The organism is Mesorhizobium sp. WSM4823, assembly GCF_055811195.1.
Window position 1 is genome coordinate 1 of record NZ_JBVVQL010000003.1, and the last position, 21,445, is coordinate 21,445.

Below are 21,445 nucleotides of genomic sequence, written 5' to 3' on the forward strand. Positions count from 1 at the left end.
GTTGGGCGGGGGCGGTGGTGTCCTGCGCCATCAGCGGCGACAGCGCCAGGGCTGACAGCCCGAATGCCAGGCCGAGGCTGGCGAGCGACGCGCGGCGGAACAATAGGGACATACGATTAACTCCAATGGGGATAGCTAGAGCGGGATGGCTTCAAGACCAGCCGGATTGTGGCGGAATTTGGCACGGTCGACAGGGCGAGCGCGCCGTTGACATCGATTGAGCCCCCTCTTATCTGTCCAACGACTTTGCGTCCAGAACCGTTTTCCGGGCGCTTTTTGCGTTTGTCCGCGTTTCACGTGGATTTGATGGGGCCGCCCGGCACCCATCGCAACGACTGGAATACTATCGAAAGGACCATTGAATGGTCAGTTTTGGCGGTCTCGCCCGTAAGGTTTTCGGCTCCTCCAACGATCGTCGGGTCAAGTCGACGCGGCCGCGCGTCGAAGCGATCAACGCCATGGAAAACGAGATGCGGGTGCTCTCCGACGCCGAGCTGGCGGCTCGCACGGAGAAATTCCGCCAGGATGTCGCCAACGGCGCCAGTCTCGACGACCTACTGGTGCCGGCCTTCGCCACCGTGCGCGAGGCGGCGCGCCGCGTGCTCGGCATGCGGCCGTTCGATGTTCAGCTGATCGGCGGTATGGTGCTGCACAATGGCGGCATCGCCGAGATGCGTACCGGCGAAGGCAAGACGCTGGTCGCCACGCTGCCCGTCTATCTCAACGCGCTCGCCGGCAAAGGCGTCCATGTCGTCACCGTCAACGACTATCTGGCCACGCGCGACTCCGAATGGATGGGCCGCGTCTACAAATTCCTCGGCCTTAGCGTCGGCGTCATCGTCCATGGCTTGTCCGACGAGGAACGCAGCGCCGCCTACGCCGCCGACGTCACCTACGCCACCAACAACGAGCTCGGCTTCGACTATCTGCGCGACAACATGAAGTTCGAGCGCGCCCAGATGGTGCAGCGCGGCCACAGCTACGCGATCGTCGACGAGGTCGATTCCATCCTGGTCGACGAGGCGCGCACGCCGCTGATCATTTCCGGCCCGCTCGAAGACCGCTCGGAAATGTACAACACCATCGACGCCTTCATGCTGAAGCTCGACCCGGCCGATTACGAGATCGATGAGAAGCAGAAGACCTCGATCTTCACCGAGGAGGGCACCGAGAAGCTGGAAAACCTTCTGCGCGACGCCGGCCTGCTCAAGGGCGAGTCGCTTTACGACGTCGAGAACGTCGCCATCGTCCACCACGTCAACAATGCGCTGAAGGCGCACCAGCTGTTCCAGAGGGACAAGGATTACATCGTGCGCAACGGCGAAATCGTCATCATCGACGAATTCACCGGCCGCATGATGCCGGGCCGCCGCTATTCGGAAGGCCTGCACCAGGCGCTCGAAGCCAAGGAGCATGTGGCGATCCAGCCGGAGAACCAGACGCTCGCCTCCGTCACCTTCCAGAACTATTTCCGCCTCTACAAGAAGCTCGCCGGCATGACCGGCACGGCACTGACCGAGGCCGAGGAATTCGGCAACATCTACGGCCTCGAAGTCACCGAGATCCCGACCAACCTGCCGGTCGTCCGCATTGACGAGGACGACGAGGTCTACCGGACGGTCGAGGAGAAGTACAAGGCGATCATCAAGGAGATCAAGGAAGCCCGCGAAAAAGGCCAGCCGACGCTCGTCGGCACCACCTCCATCGAAAAATCCGAGCAGCTCGCCGAGCGCCTGCGCAAGGAGGGCTTCAAAGATTTCGAGGTGCTGAACGCCCGCCACCACGAACGCGAAGCCGCGATCGTCGCCCAGGCCGGCAAACCCGGCGTCATCACCATCGCCACCAACATGGCCGGCCGCGGCACCGACATCCAGCTCGGCGGCAATGCCGACATGCGCATCGCCGAGGAGCTTGGCGACATGCCTGAGGGTCCCGAGCGCGAAGCCAAGGAAAAGGAAATCCGCGAGGACGTGCAGCGGCTGAAGGAAAAGGCGCTCGCCGCCGGCGGCCTCTACGTGCTCGCCACCGAACGCCACGAATCGCGCCGCATCGACAACCAGCTCAGAGGCCGCTCGGGCCGCCAGGGCGATCCCGGGCGCTCGAAATTCTTCCTGTCGCTGCAGGACGATTTGATGCGCATCTTCGGCTCCGAGCGCATGGACGGCATGCTGCAGAAGCTCGGCCTTAAGGAAGACGAGGCGATCATCCACCCCTGGATCAACAAGGCGCTGGAAAAGGCGCAGAAGAAGGTCGAGGCGCGCAACTTCGACATCCGCAAGAACCTGCTGAAATATGACGACGTGGCCAACGACCAGCGCAAGGTGGTGTTCGAGCAGCGCCTCGAACTGATGGACGGCGAAGGCCTGTCCGAAACCATTGCCGAGATGCGCGAGGGCGTCATCGACGAGATCGTCGCCAAGGCTATTCCCGAAAACGCCTATGCCGAGCAGTGGAACGTCGCTGGCCTCAAGGCAGAGGTCGCCGAATTCCTCAACCTCGACCTGCCGGTCGATGACTGGGTCAAGGAAGAGGGCATTGCCGAGGACGACATCCGCGAACGCATTGCCCAGGCCGCCGAAACGGCGGCCAAGGAGCGCGCCGAGCGCTTCGGCCCCGACGTGATGACCTATGTCGAGCGTTCAGTGGTGCTGCAGACGCTCGACCATCTGTGGCGCGAGCACATCGTCAACCTCGATCATCTGCGCTCGGTCGTCGGCTTCCGCGGCTATGCCCAGCGCGACCCGTTGCAGGAATACAAGGGCGAGGCGTTCGAGCTGTTCCAGGCGATGCTGGGCAATCTGCGCCAGGCCGTCACCGCGCAATTGATGCGCGTCGAGCTGGTCCGCCAGGCCGCCGAAGCGCCGCCGCCCGAAGCGCCCGACATGTTCGGCAGCCATATCGACGGCACCACCGGCGAGGACGATTTTGGCGAGACCGGGCTTCTGATCCGCCAGGAGACCAACACCATCGTCGCCCCCGAAAACCGCGACCCCAACAACCCCGCCACCTGGGGCAAAGTAGGCCGCAACGAGGCCTGCCCGTGCGGTTCGGGGAAGAAGTACAAGCACTGCCACGGAGCGTTTGCGTAAATCTCGACGATCGACCTGAATTCTCGACTATTGATTAGTCGGCGGTACAGCGCGCGCCCTTCTGCCCTGCCGGATATCTCCCCACGTGGGAGATTGGGGTTTCAAAGCAATCCTGAATCGCGCGCCGCGGCGGTCGCTTCGCCGCGTGAAACCGCGTCGAGCTTGCCCAGCACCGCCGAAACATGGTGGTCGACCGTCTTCGGCGAAATGGTGAGATGCTCGGCGATCCGCTTGTTGGAAAAGCCGCGCTCGATCAATTGCAGCACCTCCATCTGGCGGAGCGTTAGACCAGCTTGATTGGCACGCGTAGTCTGGCGCGGCCCCCTGGCAATGTGGCCGACGCCGCTCTGCCGCATGATCTCACGCACCTTGAGCGCAACAGGCCTTGCTTCAAGCCGCTCGAAAATCCCGAGTGCTGAGCGCAACGCCGCCTCGTCACCCCAAACCAGCGCCAGCCCCTGCTCGAAGGGTGCATTCATCTCGGCCCAAATTTCCGCCGCCGCGCGCCAGTCGCCGTCAAGCAGCAAGCGGTGCGGAGCGGCCATGCCGACCGTGTCGCTCCGCCCCCTATCCGCAGCCAGCAATTGCCGCCAGCAGGCCAGCTCGCCGAACACGGCCCGTGTCGGCGAGAGGCTTTCAGCCAGATCGATCAAGGCGAGCGCCTCATCCTTGTCACCCTGTCCCAGCCAGGCACGTTCGGCCATCAGCGCCGCATAAGGCGCCAGCCGCTGCAATTCCTTTCCCTTTTCTAGGAAACGTGCCATTTCCACAAACAGCGGCTCGGCCGCTGGATCACCGCGCCGCATCCGCAACGTCGCCAGCGCCACCAACGCCGGATAGCGGACCAGCATCGTCGCGTGGTCGTCGGCGATCACATCCAGTGCCGCGCCGGCCGCCTGTTCCCAATCGCCCTGGCGCAACAGCAACTGAGCCAGCACCCCGCGCATATAGTCGCGCCAAGTGACGAGATCGTTCTCGATGCAGTAGTTGATGCCACGCTCCAGGAACGATCGCGCCCGGGCAAAGTCGAGCTGATTCATCTCGACGCAAGCTGAGTTGGTGAAGGCGCGCGCCGCATGCTCCTGGAAATTCTGCTCGAGCGCGACCTCCAGGCTGCGGGCAAGATGCTGCCGTCCGATCGCCAGATCGAGCCACTGCTCCGCGCTGCCGACATTGTTGAGCGCGTGGCAGACGATGTCGGGCCGGTCCAGCCGCTCGGCGAGCGCGACAGCCTTGTCACCGAGCAGAAGCGTTTCGTCGAGACGCTCGGCCAGCATCGCTAGTTGTGCCAGGTTGGAATAGGCCATGGCGAGTTCGGGGCCGGGCGGCACGCTTTCCAGCAAGGCCACGGCCTGCTCACCGAACATATCGGCGGCCTCACGGTCGCCCAGAAGATAGGCAAAGCGCGACAACCATCTGAGGCAGTCCCCTTCGCTGGCTTTGTTGCCCTCGGCCTGATGCAGGCGGCGCGCATGGCCCTGGGCCTCGATGGCGGCGTCGATGCGGCCGATGAGATGGCACTCGAAGGCGTATCTCTCGTAGAGCGCGGCGCGTTCTTCTTCCGGCAGGCTTTCGACCTGCCGCAACGCGGCCTCGTAATAGCCGGCGGCATCGCTATGCGCACCGACCCTTGAAGCCTCCCCGGCGGCGACCGGCGCCAACTCGCGCACCACTTGCAGATTGTGCGCCTCGACGGCGTGGTGGACGAGACGGCCGGTGGAAACGTGGCCATTCTCGAGCAGGGCGGTCAGCGCGCGCTGGTTGAATTGCCGTCTCTGGCTGGTGGTCAGCGCCATTTCGATGGCGCTGCGCGCGATCTCATGGCGGAAGGCGTAGCCGTCGCCGAGGTCGTCGAGCAGACCGTTGGACACGCATTCGGCCAGTTGGCCGGCGCTGGCGACACCGCACAGGCCCTGCAAGGCCCAGGCATCAGCCCTGCGCGGAAACACCGACACCGCATCGAGCATCGAGCGGGCGCCGGCCGAGAGCCGCTCGGCCCGCGACAGCACCGCGTCGCGCACGCTTGCCGGCAGCAAAGTCTCGTTTTCGGCGGACAACAACTCGGTGACAAAAAAGGCGTTGCCCGCCGTGGCGCGGTAGATGGCATCGCCATCACGGCCTGCCGTTTCGGCGAGCGAAAGCACCGCCGCTTCGCTGAGCAGCGGCACCTCGATGCGCACGATGCTGCTGGCCGGGATTTCGCCAAGCGCCCGGCGCACCCGCATCTGCCCCTCGCTGCGGTCGGTGCGCGCCGTCAAAAGCAACAGGATGTGGGTATTGACGATGCGCCGGCCGAGGAAGCGGACGAAGTCGAGCGTCGCATCGTCGGCCCAGTGTAGGTCCTCGATCACCAACAGGCTCGGCCCCGCCTTGGCCTCGAAGATTTCGAGCGCGTCGGAAAACAGTCGCAGCCTTTGCCCCTGCCGCTCATGGATCGCCTGCGGCAACGCCCATTGTGCATCGCGGGCAAGATCGTAGAGCGGCCCCAGCGGATCGGGGACTGACAGGTCCTCGCAGGCGCTGCGCAGGATGCGCGGGCCTTGCCCCACACGACCGACAAAGCCCTCGATCAGCGCGGTCTTGCCGGCGCCTGCCTCTCCCGCCAATGCCACGACGCGGCCGCAGCCACGTGCCGCCTCCGCGAGGAGGCCGTCCAGTTGCTCCAGCTGTGTCTGCCGTTCCAGAAGCGCTTTCATGTGCTCACGGAGATAGAGTTCGCCCCCAAAAGCAGTTTCGCAACGCGCCCGCCAGGTAGGCCGAGGTCAGGCCTCAGCAATGTGATCCCGGTCACAAACGCAGTCAACATGGGGAATCAGCCCGTCAAATATGGGGAAAGGCTCCGATGCGCGTCTCCCGCCGACGGGTCAGTATCCATCCACGCCCATTTCGGGTGTGGCGAAATTGAAAAAGGATGGTCTCAATGCCGCGTTATCTGATCGAACGGACATTTCCCGACGGGCTCCACGTGCCCATGAACGACGCTGGCGCCGACGCACTCGCCGGCGTCATCATGCGCAATGCCGAAAAGGGTGTGACCTGGGTCCAGTCCTTCGTCTCACCGGACAAGAAGCGCAGCTTCTGCATCTATGACGCACCTTCCCCGGAAGCGATCCGCAGCACGGCTCAGAAGAACTCGTTACCGGTCGACAAGATCACGGAGGTGCGTATTCTTGACCCCTACTTTTATCGTTGATCCCCCGGAGCGATGCGTCTCGCCATGCCCTTCGCGACAATGGCGGCAGACCGGGTGACTCCTGTTCGATCGTGAAGCGACACCCATATGGCAGCCGCCGCAAGGAAGCACCACCTTTCCGTCTCCCGTCGCTATACGGTGAGACGGAAAGCCCACCCAACCGTTTCTTAATCTGTCTTGGCTACACCAAACCCAGAAAAGAGGCGGAAAACGGAGTGTAATCAGGGTGCGCTTTTCCGCGGCGACGACAGCCGGGCGGTTCCTGCCGCAGCGCCTTGCGCTGCGCGTAAAGCCGCTGCTTGGCCGCATCGACGCCGTTCTGTTCACCGCCGACGAGCGCGGCGAAGCCGGCCGCATGTCGCTTATCGCCTTCTCCATCCGCATCGTCAGTGCCGTTATCGCCTTCGCTAGCCAGGTGCTGATGGCGCGCTGGATGGGTTCGTTCGAATACGGCATCTTCGTCCTCGTCTGGGTGACGATGGTCATCCTCGGCAATCTCGCATGCCTCGGCTTCCACACTTCGGTCATCCGCTTCATTCCCGAATATCGCGAGCGCAACATGCTGGCCGAACTGCGCGGCATCGTGCTGGCCAGCCGCCTGTTCGTGCTTATTGCCTCGACGGCAATTGCCGGAGTGGGCGCGCTCGGCGTCTGGCTGCTCTCGCCCTTTATCGAAAATTACTATGTCGTGCCGTTCATTCTTGGCCTCATCTGCATGCCGATGATCGCCATGTCCGACCTGCTGCAGGGGCTGGCGCGGGCCAACTCATGGGCGCTGTTTGCGCTGGCGCCGACCTATCTGGTGCGGCCGGTGCTGATCCTGGCGCTGATGGCGCTGATGCTTCTGCTGGGCTTTGCGCCCGACGCCAGGACAGCAATCTTCGCCTCGATCGCCGCCGCCTATGCCACCACGCTCGGTCAACTCATCGGCGTCACGGCACGCATGGACAGGAATATGCCGGCCGGGCCGAGGAAGGTGCATTTCGCGCAGTGGTTCCTGGTGTCGCTGCCGATCTTCCTGGTCGAAGGCTTTTTCTTCCTGCTCACCAATGCCGACGTGCTGATGGTCGGGGCCTATATGGACCCCAACGACGTTGCCGTCTATTTCGCCACGGTCAAGACGCTGGCGCTGGTGCATTTCGTCTATTTCGCGGTCAAGGCCGGCGTCGCCCAGCGCTACGCGCAATTCACCCATGGCGAGCCGGAAAAGCTCGCCGCCTTTGCCCGCGAAACGGTGTCGTGGACCTTCTGGCCGTCGCTGTTCATGGCGCTGATGGTGCTGGCGTTGGGACAGCCGATGCTGGCCTTGTTCGGGCCTGAATTCAGCGCCGGCTATCCGCTGTTGTTCCTGCTGGTGTTCGGCGTCGTCGCCCGCGCCGCCGTCGGCCCCTGCGAAAGCCTGCTCACCATGAGCGGTCACCAAAACGTCTGCGCCGCCGTCTACGCCATGACGCTGGCCTTCAACATCGGCCTCAATCTGGTGCTGATCCCGCTTTTCGGCCTGTGGGGCGCGGCGATGGCCACTGCCTTCGCCATGGTCTTCGAGGCCGTCGCCCTGTCCTTTACGGTCTGGCGCAAGCTCGGCATCGTCATGGCCATTTTCGTAGCCGCCGAAGGAGCCGCATGATGGCTGCCATCCCATTGCTCGAGGAAACCAGCGGCGGCCCGGCCGGCGCCATGGTGTCCGGCCTCACAGGGCTCGCCCGCGAAGCCGACCCCGCCCATCTCGAGCTCCTGGCCAACGACCGGCCCGAGCGCAAACTGGCCGTCTACCCGGCCTCCGCCGGCTTCGATCTGGTCGAGGAACTCGACTTTCTCTGCACCCGCACGATCGAGCCCAACGTCTTCTTCAACCCGCGTTTCCTGGCGCCCGCCATGCCGCGGCTGGAAGACCGCGAGGTGCGGCTGGCAGTCATCCGCGACGGCAACGAATACCGCAACCGGCTACGCTTGCTGGTGCCGTTCTCGGTGGAGCGGCCGGCGGTGCCGCTCGGTGTTCGCGTCATGCGCACATGGTCGAGCCCGTTCGGCCCGATCGGCACGCCGCTGGTCGACCGTGACGATCCCGTCGGCGTCATCGAGGATTTCTTCTCGATGCTGTCGCGGCCGCACCTCAAGCTGCCGAAAGTCTTTGTCCTGCCCGACATCCAGCTCGACGGCCCGGTGGCCAGCCTGCTGGCCACCGTCGCCGAGACGCGTGGCCTGACGCTGGTCACCACTGGGAAGGCCGAACGCCCGATGCTCGAAAGCGAGCTCGACGGCGACGAATATCTAAAAACCTCGCTGCGCTCCCACCACTATCGCGAGTTCCGCCGCCTGAAGCGCCGCCTCGCCGACCTGGGCAGGCTGGAGCATCTGGTGGCGCGCGGACCGGAAAATATCCGCCATGCCATCGAACGGTTCCTGACGCTCGAGGCTGCCGGCTGGAAGGGGCGCGAGCGCACCGCCATGGCCATCGACCGCTACCGCGCCGCCTTCGCCCGCGAAGCCGTGCACCGGCTGGCTGAACAGGATCTGTGCCGCATCCATTCGCTGACGCTCGACGACCGCACCATCGCCAGCCTGATCGTCTTCGTCGAGGCCGGCGTCGCCTATACCTGGAAGACGGCCTATGACGAGACGCTTGCCGCCTATTCGCCGGGCACGCTCTTGATGATCGAGGTGACCAGGCAGCATCTCGACGACCCAAACATCATGATGAGCGATTCCTGCGCCGTGCCCGACCACCCGGTCATGAGCCGGCTCTGGATGGAACGCAGGCCGATCGGCACGCTGGTCATCGGCCTGACGCCGGACGCCGACCGCCTCGTCCGCCAGGCGGCATCACAGCTTCACCTCTATCGCGAAACCCGCAACATGGCGCGCCTCCTGCGCAGCCGGATGAAGAGCTTGTTGGGACGGCGGTAGCCTGACGTTCGCGAAACCGGCAGACTGCGCAACGGATGACGCCGGGGCGGCGTCGGCGAACGGCTCGCGATTCGCGACCTGCCGTTGCTGCATTCAGGCGCGGCAGCAACCGAGGACGGACCGATCCAGGCTCATCCCACGCACCGGCTCGACGAAATGCCGGTCCGGAATGACGACGATATTCCCGACGAAGCCCTTGGCCATGAACTGCTTCTGCGCGTGGTGGAATTGCGAAAGCGGGAACGTCGCCGCCAGCACCGGCTTGATGGTGCCGCTGCGGATGTAGTCGAGAACGCGTGCAAAGGCTGCACGCGTGCCCTGCGACGATCCATGCAGTTGCAGTTGCTTCAGATACATCGTGCGCAGGTCGAGTTGCACGACAGGGCCGCCGATGGCGCCGGCGGTCGTGTACCTGCCTTCAGGCCGGAGCGCGTTGAGGAGCTTGGGAAACATTGCGCCGCCGACAAGGTCCGCGACCACGTCGAGCGGCCTGCCTTGCAAGATGCCGCGCAGGTCCGCCGCAAAGTCCTCCGTCTCACGCAGAATCACGCCTTCCGCACCCAGATTCAGCACCGCCTGCTCCTTGCCCCGGCTGACCACCGCGAAAGGGATAGCGCCGCGCGCACGGGTAAGCTGGATGAGCCCGGATCCGACCCCTCCTGAAGCGCCGGTTATCAGCACGGTTTCGCCAGGGCGGACGTCCGCCCGCTCCAGCATCTGCTCTCCGGTGTGGTAGGCGCACCAGAATGTCGCAAGCTCGGCATCCGAATAGGGTGAATCAACGACATGCGCGTTCGCTGACGGCACGGCGACGTATTCGGCAAAGCCGCCGTCACGCCCGTGCCCGATGTAGTCGATATCGGCGAGGCTGTCGTCGTCACGGTTGTAGATCGAGGCATCGACGATTACGCGCGCTCCAACCCGGTCGGCCGGAACATCGTTTCCCGCAGCCACGATCCTGCCGACGATGTCGGCTCCTTGAACGCGAGGAAAAGACAGCGTCGAGCGGCCGCGCCGCCAGGTGGACACGGCTTCTGGATCGTCGTCCGTTCCATAAGCTCCCTCGCGAACCCAGACATCGGTGTTGTTCAGGCCGCACGCGGTGACTTCGATAAGAACCTCATCCGGGCCGACTGAAGGGACAGGAACATCTCCGTAGACAAGCTTGTCGCTGCCACCATGGCCGATCAGTGCTACGGCCTTCATTGTCTTCGGTATCATGGTCTTCTCCCCGTCTGGGTTTTCCTTCGCGCAGCGATGTCGAGGCGGCTTTGGCAGATCGTGCATACCAAATGTTCCATACAAATCATCATGTCAATACCGATATTGTATCATAGCAAGTATGAGATTTGAGGCAGCGCAAAATAGGATATCGAGCGCGCCCGTCAAATGTGGCGGCTACGGCAGCGATTAGCGCCGTGTTGCCCCTCTGATAAAGCGGATCCGTCAGGAAGCTATGCGCATTCGCCGTTCGAGCAGGCGCGCCAGGTAAGCGCATACAAGACTGATAACGAGAAAGAATATGCCGACCAGGGTGATCGGCTCGATGTACCGGTAGGTGGTGGTGGCGATCGCCCGGGCCTCACCCATCACTTCATAGACCGTGATCGCCGAGAGAAGCGGCGTCTCTTTGAACATGGCGATCAAGTAGTTCGACAGGGCCGGGATCATAGGCGGGAGCGCTTGGGGTAGGACGACATGGCGCCATGTCTGGACCAGGCTAAGATTGCAGGCACGCGCCGCTTCCCACTGGCCTCGCGAGACGCTCTCGATGCCGGCGCGATAGACTTCCGCGATGTAGGTCGAATTGTGCAGCCCAAGTCCGATGACGCCGGCAAGCAGAGGCGACAAAATTATGCCTACACCCGGCAGCGCGAAGAACAATATGTAGAGCTGGACCAGCAGAGGCGTCCCACGGATGAAATCGGCAGCAATGCCCACGGGGAGCGCCAACCATCTCGAGCGCGAGCGTCGTGCGAGGGCGATGACCAAGCCAAGCACGGCGGCCAACGCAAAACCCAGAAACGTCGCCAGGATCGTGATTCGAATGCCGTCGAGCAGGCGCGGAAGAATCTCCCAGACGAACTCCCAGTCCCATTCCATGTCAGGCTCCCGGCGTCTCGATTCGGTCCGCGCCGACGGCCAGCCGTCGCTCGAATGGCTTCACGATGGAAAACTTGATCAGCGACGACAGTGCAAAATAGATGACGAGCACGATCGCGAACGGCAGGAAAGTCTGCCCCGTCTGGTTACGCACGAGCTGCGCCTGATAAGTCAGGTCGGGCAGCGAGATGAGTGACGCGATCGCCGTCATCTTGAGCATGGTGATGGCAAGATTGCCGAATGGCGGCAGCATCAGCGCCAGCGCCTGCGGAAGGATCACATGCCGCATGCGTTGGTATCGCGTCATGTTGAGTGCAATGCATGCTTCGGTCTGCTCCACCGCGATGGCGAGGACACTGCCGCGCACCACCTCTGCGCCGTAGGCGCCGAGATTCAGCCCCAAGGCAAGCACGGCGGCTTCCATTGGGCCGAGCGCGATGCCGAAGAGCGGCAGAACGTAAAAGGCCCAGAACAATTGAACGAAGAGCGATGTCCCGCGGAAAAACTCGATATAGGCGGACGCCACCATCCGGATCGTCGTCGATGGGGAAAGCCGTCCGAGGCCGGCAAGAAACGCAGCCACCAGAGCCAGCACGGAGCTGAGGACCGACAGGACAACGGTGACCTGGAGCCCCTTCAGGATGAGTAGAAGGCTATCGGTCACGCTTGGGGCGCTCCGCCGGAGGGGAATGATAAATTACGGGCATAATTGATATGCATCAATGAACGACATGTACTGAAGCATATGCGCCGCAATCGAAGTGTCAAGACGAGAGGCGGACGGACAACGTCCCGATGAGCTGAGATTTTACGGCTGTCGGCTACGGTCAGGCTGGAAGGGGCGCCTCCGGCGGCGCCTGCAGGACGCTTGCAATCGTGTCCAATCCCAAGCCGAGCGCCTCTTCAGACACCGAACCGAGGGAGACGCGGATCGCCGGATAAGGCAGCCGATCGTTCGCCAGGAAAGAGCTCGCAGTGGCCACGGCGACGCCGAGGGAACGCGCATGGGCAGCAAAACCCGCGTCCGTGAAGCCCTCGGGGGTCGGAATCCAGGCATGCAAACTCTGCGGATGAGTCGAATGCGGAACCTTGCCCAGTTTGCTCTGGAAGATGCGATGCCTCGACCGAAGCGCTTGACGCTGCCAGTCAACGAGGCTGAGCGCCGTCCCGTCCTCGATCCATCCCGTCGCCAGTTCTTCTAGCAGCGGCGTCGCCATCCAGTTCGTCACCAGATGCCGGTTCGTTGCAGTGGCGACGAAACGCTGCGGGGCGACCAGATATCCGATCCGCAGCCCTGGCATGACGATTTTCGTGAGGCTGGTCACGTAGAAAGTCCGGGTCGGTGCGTACGCGAAAAACGGCGGCGGGCGGTCCGAAATCAGGGGCCCGAGCGGGTCGTTCTCAATGACCAGGAGGTCGTGTTTCTCGACGATTGCCGCGATACGGCGCCGTCTGTCTTCGGACAACATCGTCGATACGGGATTGATCACGGTCGGCTGCATGAACAGCGCTCGCAGCTTGCCGTCGACGCAGGCGCGTTCGAGGCCGTCGGGCACCAGGCCTTCGTCATCGACATCGAGTCCGACGATGCCGATGCCCATGTAGGAAGCCAACGGCTTGAGCGAATGATGGCCGAATACCTCGGTCGCCACCAGGGAGCCGGGAGGAGCCACCGTCAGCAGGGCGACCGCCAATGCCGGCGTAGCGCCGTTGGTCAGGCACACATTGTAGGGCGACGTTTCCACGCCGCATGTCTTCAGCCAGGTCAGCGCCGCAGCGCGGTAGCGCGAGGTTGCGCTCTCCGGCCGGAAAGCATGCACGACCCTGAGCGGCACGCCCGCCGCCAAGCGGGAAAGGGCTGCGCCCATCCGCTCCATGTGAAGCTCTTCGCAAACCGGCTTCAGAATTGAGAGGTCGATGAGGTCGGGAACGCGCTCCAAGGTGAACGGGGGACCGCGATCGGCCTGCGGACGCTTGACGAACGTGCCTCGGCCAGCCTCTCCGGAGAGGAGATTGCGACGCGACAGCTCCTCATAGGCGCGGCTGACGGTCTGCACCGAGATCTTGAGCTCCTCTGCGAGCTGGCGTTGCGGCGTCATCCTTGTGCGATCGGCAACGCGACCGTCGAGTATGGCATCGGCAATTTGGTCGGCGAGGGATTTGTATATCGGGACGCTCAGCAGGGTCCGATCAGGTTTCCAATTTTCCGTCATCTCGTTCCCGTCTTATTCAATGCTGCGTCATGCCAGGAGAGTGTGCTGATCGCTGTGCCGACGCAAGCTGCGGTCGCAAGCACGGTCGAGATGGTGACTAGCGCAACGGACCCGCAAGCAGCAAGCCTGGGCGGCCTGTCTGCCGTCATCGTGGGCTTCACCGACAACCGCGCGCTCCGTAATTTGATATGATGCAATTTAGTATCTTGATCAGACGTTTTTTCCGAAATACAGTTTTATTGCACCTTTCTTGAACTAGAACAATAAGCCGACCCCGCTTAAGAAGGGCGGCCTGCAAGGGAACACGTTATGAAAATTTCCAGCGCCTCAATAGGCAGCATAACCGCCGCGTTTTCATTGGCCCTCGTCGCCTCGGCGACCGTTTCCGGGGTCGCCCGTGCGGACGATCTCCAAGAAATTCGCGAACGCGGCTTTGTTCGTGGCGTCACGGCGAACGAGCAGCCCTACGGGTATATCGCTTCCGACGGCAAGGCCGCAGGAATCGGGCCAGACGTGGCGACTGCAGTGCTGAACAAGCTCGGCATTGAAAAAATCGAGTGGACGGTGGTCGCATTCGACGGCCTCATTCCGGGTGTGAAGGCGAACCGCTTCGACTTCTCGGCCGCGGAGCAGGCCATTCGGCCGGAGCGCTGCAAGCAGGTCGTGTTCAGCGAGACGACCTCCAGCTACACGGTCGGCCTCCTGGTCAAGGCAGGAAACCCGAAGAAGCTCCACGGATTGGCAGATGTGGCCGCGAACCCCGGCACCAAGCTGGCCCAGTTGGCCGGAGCCGTCGAGTTGCTCGCCGACGAATACGAGATTCCTCACTCGGACCGGGTCTACATCCAGAGCGCTTCGGACGCCATTCCATCGTTGGTCGCCGGCCGCGCGGACGCCTATATTGCCACTGAATTGACCGTGGCGGGTCTTGCCAAGCTCTCCAGCGATGTCGAGGCGGCCGAGATGAAGTCAGCCCCCATGCTCGACGGCAAGCCCTACCGCAACTACGGCGCCTTCACCTTTCGCCCGGAAGACAAGGAATTCATCGCCGCCTTCAATTCAGCCTTGGCCGACTTCAAGAAGACCGACGAGTACGAAAAAATCCTTCTGTCTTATGGGCTGACGAAAGCCAGCGTCGAGGCCGCGCGGAACGGATCGACCGAGAGCCTTTGTTCGTCCCAATGATTGACCCAGCACCTGCGCTTGGCCCTTCCGGCCGGCAGTAGGCTTCCAAGCTCTCTGTCACATTCCAAGGGCATTTCATGAAGATTCGACGTATCGGGGTGATCTATCCCAGCAATGGCGTCTACGAAGCGGAGTTCGAGAAGTTTGCGCCCGACGATGTGACGCTGCACTTCACGCGCTGGCGATGGCCGCATCCGGAATGGTTTCGTCCCAACTGGCCCGACCGCATGGCGTCGCTTGCCGACGATCCGGGAATCGCCACCTGCGCCACTCTGTTTGAAGCGATCAATCCAATGGTCGTAACCTTCGGCTGCACGAGTGCCAGCTTTGCGGGTGGAGCAGGTGCCGACGTGGCCGTGCTGGAAAAAATCCGCCGCGGCACCAATGCCTTGGCATCCACCACATCGACGGCCTATCTGGCGGCCTGTGCGGTGCTGCGTGTCGAGCGGGTCGCGATCGCCTCGGTCTACCGCAAGGAGGTCACCCAGCGCTTCGTTGAGTTCCTCGCCGGTGGCGGAGTGAAAACCACGTCGCATCAAAGCGTAGGCTGGGAGCGGCAGCCCGACGACGATCACCGGTTGACGACCGAGGACGTTTGCCGGCTTGCCGGCGAATGCGACCATCCGGACGCCCAGGCGATCCTCATTCCGGAAACCAACATCCTTACCACCCAAGCCATCCCGATGATCGAGGATCGCCTGGGAAAGCCGGTTCTCACCGCCATTCAGGTTACTGTGTGGCATGCCGCCCGCCTGGCTGAATCGACTTACAGAGAAGGGATCGGTCGTATCTGGTCGGCGAGATGACCCACAAAGACCGCCGGGATGCCTGCTGTTGGGAGGGCCGAAGATGAACAATCCGCGCATTGGGATCATTTATCCGAGCAACGGCATCTACGATCTCGAATTCATCAATTTCGCGCCGAGGGAAGCTTCGCTGCACATTACCCGCTGGCGCTGGCCCGAACGCGATTGGTCGCGGCCCGACGCTCCCGACGTCATGGCCGAATTGTCGAACGATCCTGAGATCGCGGCTTGCGCCTCCCTGTTCGACCAGATCGAGCCCGCCGTCGTCACCTTGGGGTGCACCTCGGTGAGCTTCGCGGCCGGTGCTCGCGGCGATGTCCCGGTACTCGAGAACATCCGACGTGGCACGGCGGCCAAGCCGTCCAGTACATCGACGGGCTTTCTCGCCGCCTGCGAGGCGCTTGCTGTCGATCGGATTGCCGTCGCCTCCGTTTACCACGAAGGCCTTACCCGACGCTTCGTCGATTTCCTCGAGCATGGCGGACGACGAGTGGTCTCCTGCAAGAGTGAGAACTGGGCGCGCGAGCCCAGCCGGATGACCAGCGAGGACCTAGCCGATTTGGCCGCGACGAGCGATCATCCGACAGCCCAGGCCATCCTGCTTCCGGAAACGAATATCCACACGAGCGAAGCTATTCCTCTCATCGAAAGAAGGTTGAAGAAACCGGTGCTGACCGCCGTTCAGGTAACCGTCTGGCATGCAGTTCGGCTGGCAGGCTCCGACTGGAAGGATGGCATAGGCGCGGTTTGGCAGGCCGGTTAAGCCACTCCGTAAAGCTGTCGACCGGCCGGCCACCGCCACAGCCGTGCCGCCTGGCACGGCGAGACATCCTTGGTATTTGGTCTCTCCCGACCGAGAGCCTGCTGAGACCTAGGTCATGAGGGTTAATTCTCCCAACCAGCGGAAAGGATTAGCATCGGCGATAATCTCGGCCGCGCAACCAGCATCATTGCCGCCTTGGTCTGCACGGCCAACAAAAATGGGAGGCATGCATGACCAAGACAACTCACTTCAGGCGTCGCAGTCTTCTCGCTTTGGTCGGCCTTGTTGGCGGCTGTCTGAGCGCGGTCGCGGCTCAGGCCGCCGAGCCCGACAAGGCCGAGATCGATGCCCTGAAACAATCGCTAATCAAGTACGAAGACTACAAGGCCGCCATCCGCGACCTCTATCTGTCGACGGTCGGATGCGTCTATTACAGCGGCGAAAAAGTGGCTGGGGCTATGGATTACCCGAAGGGCGCGATGGGTATTCATTTCGTCAACGTCGCGAGTGTCAGCCCGACACCGGATCCGACGCGCCCCAATGTCCTTATCTATGAACCGGTCGACGGCAGCTTGCGCCTGGTGGCTGTGGAATGGCTTGTACCGCTGACGCCTGACACCAAGGAGCCGCCGAAACTGTTTGGACAGACGTTCCAGGGGCCGATGGAAGGGCACTATCCGCTTATTCCGGCGGAGTTCCATCACTACGATCTCCACGCCTGGCTGTTCAAGGACAACCCGCTCGGAATGTTCAGCCCGACGAACCCCGACGTGAAATGCGAAGATTACGCGTTTCCGATGCCGGAGCAGCCGACCAAGATGGTGCCAGGGCCGATGTAATCGCGACCTGAGCTACGGGGGCTCCGATGGTGTCGGGAGAGGCCTGAGCCCTCGATTGTGGTTGTCCCAGAGGCGCCTGGGATAACATTCAACCGAGCGGTCAAGGTTCCCGGATGGGAAAGTGGCGCCCCTAGCCGGGATCGAACCAGCACCGCTTGCGGAACTCGATTTTGAGCCGTCCCTTCTCCATGGCTTTCGGCAGTAACCGGGAGCCGACCCCCCTTGAGTGTTCCTATTCGGCTCCTAGAATTTTTGAGGCTCGGAGACGATAGATGGCCAAAATCAAGCTAGGTTCTCAGTGGCTCCCCACGCGCCAGGGGGCGCCGACGCTTGGACACCCTACATCTGTACGGAGAATTCCTCGATCAGGCCGTCCTTCGGCTCGAGGCCCAGCCCTGGGTCCTGCGACACGGTCAGATATCCATTCTCGGGCTGCGGAACCTTCTTGAATATCGCGTTGTAGGCCATCCACTTGTGGAAATGATATTCGACCAATCCGCCGTTCGACAGGCCGGCATGCAACGCGATGTTGTGCGGACCATTGCCGTTGCCGTGCGAGAGCGGGATGTGGAACATCTTGGCAAGGGCGGCGGTTCGGATGGCTGCCGAGTAGCCGCCGTCATTGTTGACGTTGGGCTGAATGTAGTCGACCGCGTCGGCCAGGATCAGGTCGCGCGCGGAGAACTTCTCGTTCTCCGCCGCGGCCACCGGGATGATCGTCTTCGAGCGCAGTTCGCGCAGAAGCCTCGGGTCGTTGTAGTAGAGCGGCTCCTCGACGAAACTGATGTCGAGTTCCTCGCATCGCTTGCACAGCTCCACGGCCTGCGCCAGGTTCATGCGCAGATTGCCGTCCATGGCGAGCTTGACGTTCGGGCCGACCGCCTCGCGCATCGCCTTCATGCGGATGTAATCGTCCTTCGGGTCCGGGATGGGCTGGCGGCCGACGGTGTTCTTGAGATGGTTGTTGCCGAGTTTGACGAGGTGGGCCGCCTCCGCAGCCAGTTCCTCAGGCGAATAGACCGGAGCGTTGTCGTAGGCTGCGCCGTGCGTGACATAGACCGGCACCTTGTCGCGCGCGCCGCCCAGCAGGTGATGCACCGGCTGGCCGAGCATCTTGCCCTTGATGTCCCATAGCGCGATGTCGATCATCGCCAGCGCCGAGATCAGCGTCCTGCCGAGCGGCCGCTCGAAGCTGGCGCGATCGAACAGCAGGGGAATGCGTTCGGTGCGCATCGGGCTTTCTCCGATGATCGTCGGCGCGATGTATCTGTTGATCAGGTCGATAGCGACGTGGTGGGTGTAGCCGCTGGTCGCCCAACCGACGAGGCCGTCGTTCGTCTCGACCTGGAGAAGCAGTGCGCCTTCCTTGTTCGGCTTGTCGCGATAGGGCGGCGGCGTAATCGGAATGTTGGCGAGCTTGTGCGCCTGGATACGAGCGATCTTGATCCTGGTCTCGACGACATTGTTGTCCTGTTGGACATAAACATCCTGAAGCACGACTTCCCTCCTTTCCCGACGTTCCGTGTGCCGGGAAGGCACTGTCTAGCGGAAGCCGAACTTCAGAAAAAATTCAAAAATCCCTTCGATTATTCTGAATATCTGAAGTCGCCTTGATCGCGCCGGCCTTCAGGTCTGGCGCAGCGACACCCGGATCAATTGTGCTAGCCGTTCGGCGGCCGGCGGCAGTTCCTTGCCACGCTTGCGCACGATGCCGTAGCGGTGAATGAGCTCGGGCTCGACGATCTGGTAGACGCGCGACCGGTTCGGCTCCGCGAAACGGACGATCGACTGGGTGAGAATTGCCGCGCCGATGCCGGCCTCGGCCATCGCGACGAGCGTCTCCGCCTGGATGCAGCGGTACCGCACGTTCAGCGCGATGCCGCGAGCGGCAGCCTCGCGCTCGAACATCGCCCCCATCAGGGTGGTGGTGTGGTAGTGGAGCAAGGGCAGGCTGGACAGTTCCGCCAGCGTGATGGTGCGACGATTGTGCGGACACATCCGCGTGGGGATCAGCGCGTGCAGCGGATCGTCGAGCAGCGGCTCGAAATCGAGGTTCGGATCGCCTAAGATCGGGCCTATTCCGAAATCGACAGCATCGGCCTGTATCACCCGGTAAAGGTCGGCGGACTTAAGTTCCGACAAAAGCATCTTGATTCCCGGATAGTCGCGTTCGAACTCGGCGAGGATGCGCGGCAGATGGGTCGAGGCGATGGTGGGCGCGCAGGCCAGCGCGACCTGGCCGCGCCGGATGGCCAGTGCCTCCTGGACATTGCGCAAGCCGATGCCGACCTCTTGCAGGCCGCGCTGCGTGCTGGCGAACAATTTGCTTCCTTCAGGCGTGAGCTTCACGTCGCGCGTGGTGCGGTTGAACAGCTTGGCGCCGAGTTGGTCCTCGAGTTGCTTTATCTGCATGCTGATGGCGGACTGCGAACGACGTGCCCGGTCGGCGGCCTCCTTGAAGCTGCGGTTTTCGGCCACGAGCATAAAAGTTTGCAACAGCTTGAGGTTGACCCGCGCCAAAGCGGCCGCATTCGCGTCCAGCGGTGGTTTCGGTTCGCTCATTGGCGTCGCACCCCGAGATCCTCCTTGGCCACGCCGGCGCCCGACGAGACTGCCTCGAAGGCGTCCAGAAGGACACGCACCAGCCGCCCTGAAGGCGCGCTGCGCGGCCACAACATGCCGATCTCGCGCACCAGCGGCGGGCCAGGCAGCGGTAGGCGCGCGACCGACAGCCCCTCCGGCCATGGCGGCGCCCAGTCGGGCAGAACGGATACGCCGAGACCGTTGCTGACCATCACCGTTATGGCTTCCAGCGAATCCAACTCCAGCCATTCCCGGGGCCGAAGCTTCTGGCGGCGCAGCCACTCGTCGGCCAGCCGGCCACCCCAATTGTTGCGGTCATACCGAATGAAAGGCAGCGTTGCGAGCAACTGTTCCGGATCGCCAGTGGCGAGGGCGCTCGGCGCAAGCAGGATCATAGGCTCGGTCCGAAGCACGCTCCAATGCAGCGATTTTGGGATCGGAAAGGGCGGCCGAACCAATATGGCCGCGTCGATGCTTCCGTCGCCCAGCGCCTGATAGAGATCAGTGGAAGTGCCAGGGAGAACGAAGACCTCGACCGAGGGAACCGTGTCGACAAGGTGCCGCAGGGCGGGCGCAAGGATGCCGGTCAGCGCAGTCGATATGGCGCCGAGTCTCATCTCGCCTGAAGGCGAATCGGTCTGTGCAAGGGTTTTCAGGTGACGGATGTCGCCGAGGATTCTGCGGCTTTGCTCCAGAATTGCATGGCCGGCATCGGTCGGCTGCACCACGCGGCCCGCACGTACCAGCAGCCGCTTGCCGAATTCGTCCTCCAGCGCCTGCATGCGCTGGGCCACGGCGGCCGGCGTGATTGCCAGGCGGCGGGCCGCCTCGGCCAGCGAACCGAGTTCGGCCACGAGCAGGAACGTTTCGAGAAAGCGTGATTCCATCGATAGAAAAACTATCATCAAATTATACGGCAAGCCATGTTTTCTTCTGTACGGCGTTGATGATAATCCACCTTGAATTGGAGGGTTTCCTGTGGATCTCGAACTGAAGGGTAAGGTCGCACTCGTCTTTGGAGCCGGCGGCGGATTGGGCGGGGCGATTGCGCGGTCGCTGGCCGGCGAAGGCGTGCGCGTGGTCGTCGCCGACATCGACGAAGCGGCCGCGGAAAACACCACCTCTGCTATCAAGGACGCCGGCAACGAGGCGCTGACTATGGGCTGGGATATCGGCGACCTGTCGTCGATCGAGGGACGCCTGGCCTCGATCGAGAAGGCCTTCGGCTCGGTCGACATTCTGGTGAACAATACGGGCGGCCCGCCGCCGACGCCGGCAGCCGGTCAGTCTTCGCAGGACTGGTCGAAGTACTTCGACAGCATGGTGCGTTCGGTGATCGCCGTCACCGATGCGGTGCTGCCCGGCATGCGCCGGCGCAAATGGGGCCGCATCATTACCTCGACCTCGTCGGGCGTGGTGACGCCGATCCCGAACCTCGGCATGTCGAACGCGCTCAGAATGGCATTGGTCGGGTGGTCCAAGACGTTGGCGGCCGAAGTCGGCCGCGACGGCATCACCGCCAATATCGTTCTGCCCGGGCGCATCGCCACGGGACGCATCAGCTTTCTCGATGAACAGAAAGCCAAGCGCGAGGGGCGCTCGGTCGAGGAAGTAGCCGCCCAAAGCACGGCGTCCATTCCGGTCGGGCGCTATGGCCGGCCGCAGGAATATGGCGACGCCGTCACCTTCCTGGCAAGCCCGCGCGCATCCTATATCACCGGCTCCGTCATTCGCATCGACGGCGGCTTGATCCCCAGCATCTAA

Annotated in this window: 17 protein-coding genes; 9 read left to right on the top strand and 8 right to left on the bottom strand. The window is 62.8% G+C overall.

The genetic code is table 11. The annotated features are described in order from the left end of the window. Positions 1–362: 362 nt before the first annotated feature. Positions 363–3,089 (top strand): preprotein translocase subunit SecA, encoded by a 2,727-nt coding sequence (gene secA / locus AC0L26_RS08620; RefSeq protein ID WP_473632160.1) that lies wholly within the window; start codon positions 363–365, stop codon positions 3,087–3,089. 101 nt (positions 3,090–3,190) lie between these two features. Here secA and AC0L26_RS08625 read toward each other — a convergent pair whose 3' ends face one another. After that, complete coding sequence (locus AC0L26_RS08625; RefSeq protein WP_473632161.1) at positions 3,191–5,785, bottom strand: helix-turn-helix transcriptional regulator; 2,595 nt, start codon at positions 5,783–5,785, stop codon at positions 3,191–3,193. 224 nt (positions 5,786–6,009) lie between these two features. Here AC0L26_RS08625 and AC0L26_RS08630 point away from each other — a divergent pair, with 224 nt between their 5' ends. The 3 genes from AC0L26_RS08630 (at position 6,010) to AC0L26_RS08640 (ending at position 9,189) form a co-directional block, all read left to right on the top strand. Continuing rightward, positions 6,010–6,282, top strand: coding sequence for a DUF4242 domain-containing protein (locus tag AC0L26_RS08630; protein ID WP_473632162.1), 273 nt, complete (start codon positions 6,010–6,012; stop codon positions 6,280–6,282). Positions 6,283–6,508: 226 nt separating this feature from the next. Next, positions 6,509–7,909: a lipopolysaccharide biosynthesis protein gene (locus AC0L26_RS08635; RefSeq protein WP_473632163.1), complete on the top strand. Its 1,401-nt coding sequence runs from the start codon at positions 6,509–6,511 to the stop codon at positions 7,907–7,909. Further along, a complete protein-coding gene (locus tag AC0L26_RS08640) occupies positions 7,909–9,189 on the top strand; it encodes a GNAT family N-acetyltransferase (RefSeq protein WP_473632164.1) in 1,281 nt (426 codons plus the stop codon). The genes AC0L26_RS08635 and AC0L26_RS08640 overlap by 1 nt, the downstream gene beginning before the upstream one ends. A gap of 93 nt (positions 9,190–9,282) precedes the next feature. On the opposite strand, the gene AC0L26_RS08645 is transcribed toward AC0L26_RS08640, so the two are convergent. The 4 genes from AC0L26_RS08645 to ehuR all read right to left on the bottom strand — a co-directional run bounded on the left by AC0L26_RS08645 (position 9,283) and on the right by ehuR (position 13,505). Beyond that, positions 9,283–10,410: an alcohol dehydrogenase family protein gene (locus AC0L26_RS08645; RefSeq protein WP_473632165.1), complete on the bottom strand. Its 1,128-nt coding sequence runs from the start codon at positions 10,408–10,410 to the stop codon at positions 9,283–9,285. A 225-nt stretch (positions 10,411–10,635) separates the two neighbouring features. Then, complete coding sequence (gene ehuD, locus AC0L26_RS08650; protein WP_354494216.1) at positions 10,636–11,292, bottom strand: ectoine/hydroxyectoine ABC transporter permease subunit EhuD; 657 nt, start codon at positions 11,290–11,292, stop codon at positions 10,636–10,638. A gap of 1 nt (position 11,293) precedes the next feature. Continuing rightward, the gene (gene ehuC, locus AC0L26_RS08655) at positions 11,294–11,956 is read right to left on the bottom strand and encodes an ectoine/hydroxyectoine ABC transporter permease subunit EhuC (protein WP_473632166.1); all 663 of its coding nucleotides are present in this window, start codon (positions 11,954–11,956) and stop codon (positions 11,294–11,296) included. A 163-nt stretch (positions 11,957–12,119) separates the two neighbouring features. Then, positions 12,120–13,505 carry a MocR-like ectoine utilization transcription factor EhuR gene (ehuR, locus tag AC0L26_RS08660; protein ID WP_473632167.1) on the bottom strand — a complete coding sequence of 462 codons (1,386 nt, stop codon included), beginning with the start codon at positions 13,503–13,505 and terminating at the stop codon, positions 12,120–12,122. A 309-nt stretch (positions 13,506–13,814) separates the two neighbouring features. Here ehuR and ehuB point away from each other — a divergent pair, with 309 nt between their 5' ends. The 4 genes from ehuB (at position 13,815) to AC0L26_RS08680 (ending at position 17,098) form a co-directional block, all read left to right on the top strand. Next, a complete protein-coding gene (gene ehuB, locus AC0L26_RS08665) occupies positions 13,815–14,690 on the top strand; it encodes an ectoine/hydroxyectoine ABC transporter substrate-binding protein EhuB (RefSeq protein WP_473632168.1) in 876 nt (291 codons plus the stop codon). A 77-nt stretch (positions 14,691–14,767) separates the two neighbouring features. Continuing rightward, positions 14,768–15,496 (top strand): maleate cis-trans isomerase family protein, encoded by a 729-nt coding sequence (locus AC0L26_RS08670; protein ID WP_473632169.1) that lies wholly within the window; start codon positions 14,768–14,770, stop codon positions 15,494–15,496. A gap of 43 nt (positions 15,497–15,539) precedes the next feature. Next, entirely contained in the window at positions 15,540–16,259 is a 720-nt protein-coding gene (locus AC0L26_RS08675) for a maleate cis-trans isomerase family protein (RefSeq protein WP_473632170.1), read from the top strand. A gap of 230 nt (positions 16,260–16,489) precedes the next feature. Then, positions 16,490–17,098: a hypothetical protein gene (locus AC0L26_RS08680; RefSeq protein WP_473632171.1), complete on the top strand. Its 609-nt coding sequence runs from the start codon at positions 16,490–16,492 to the stop codon at positions 17,096–17,098. A 339-nt stretch (positions 17,099–17,437) separates the two neighbouring features. Here the strand turns inward: AC0L26_RS08680 and AC0L26_RS08685 are convergent, their stop codons facing one another. From AC0L26_RS08685 to AC0L26_RS08695, 3 genes are all read right to left on the bottom strand, one after another. Continuing rightward, entirely contained in the window at positions 17,438–18,595 is a 1,158-nt protein-coding gene (locus tag AC0L26_RS08685; RefSeq protein WP_473632172.1) for a mandelate racemase/muconate lactonizing enzyme family protein, read from the bottom strand. Between the two features lie 129 nt (positions 18,596–18,724). Beyond that, entirely contained in the window at positions 18,725–19,618 is an 894-nt protein-coding gene (locus tag AC0L26_RS08690; RefSeq protein WP_473632173.1) for a LysR family transcriptional regulator, read from the bottom strand. A gap of 38 nt (positions 19,619–19,656) precedes the next feature. Next, a complete protein-coding gene (locus AC0L26_RS08695) occupies positions 19,657–20,568 on the bottom strand; it encodes a LysR family transcriptional regulator (RefSeq protein WP_352937407.1) in 912 nt (303 codons plus the stop codon). Between the two features lie 91 nt (positions 20,569–20,659). Here AC0L26_RS08695 and AC0L26_RS08700 point away from each other — a divergent pair, with 91 nt between their 5' ends. Continuing rightward, positions 20,660–21,445, top strand: coding sequence for an SDR family oxidoreductase (locus AC0L26_RS08700; protein WP_473632174.1), 786 nt, complete (start codon positions 20,660–20,662; stop codon positions 21,443–21,445).

Coding starts and splice junctions, on each gene's coding strand:
- secA (WP_473632160.1), top strand. CDS start 363: ATGGTCAGTTTTGGCGGTCTCGCCCGTAAGGTTTTCGGCTCCTCCAAC.
- AC0L26_RS08625 (WP_473632161.1), bottom strand. CDS start 5,785: ATGAAAGCGCTTCTGGAACGGCAGACACAGCTGGAGCAACTGGACGGC.
- AC0L26_RS08630 (WP_473632162.1), top strand. CDS start 6,010: ATGCCGCGTTATCTGATCGAACGGACATTTCCCGACGGGCTCCACGTG.
- AC0L26_RS08640 (WP_473632164.1), top strand. CDS start 7,909: ATGGCTGCCATCCCATTGCTCGAGGAAACCAGCGGCGGCCCGGCCGGC.
- AC0L26_RS08645 (WP_473632165.1), bottom strand. CDS start 10,410: ATGATACCGAAGACAATGAAGGCCGTAGCACTGATCGGCCATGGTGGC.
- ehuD (WP_354494216.1), bottom strand. CDS start 11,292: ATGGAATGGGACTGGGAGTTCGTCTGGGAGATTCTTCCGCGCCTGCTC.
- ehuR (WP_473632167.1), bottom strand. CDS start 13,505: ATGACGGAAAATTGGAAACCTGATCGGACCCTGCTGAGCGTCCCGATA.
- ehuB (WP_473632168.1), top strand. CDS start 13,815: ATGAAAATTTCCAGCGCCTCAATAGGCAGCATAACCGCCGCGTTTTCA.
- AC0L26_RS08670 (WP_473632169.1), top strand. CDS start 14,768: ATGAAGATTCGACGTATCGGGGTGATCTATCCCAGCAATGGCGTCTAC.
- AC0L26_RS08675 (WP_473632170.1), top strand. CDS start 15,540: ATGAACAATCCGCGCATTGGGATCATTTATCCGAGCAACGGCATCTAC.
- AC0L26_RS08680 (WP_473632171.1), top strand. CDS start 16,490: ATGACCAAGACAACTCACTTCAGGCGTCGCAGTCTTCTCGCTTTGGTC.
- AC0L26_RS08695 (WP_352937407.1), bottom strand. CDS start 20,568: ATGGAATCACGCTTTCTCGAAACGTTCCTGCTCGTGGCCGAACTCGGT.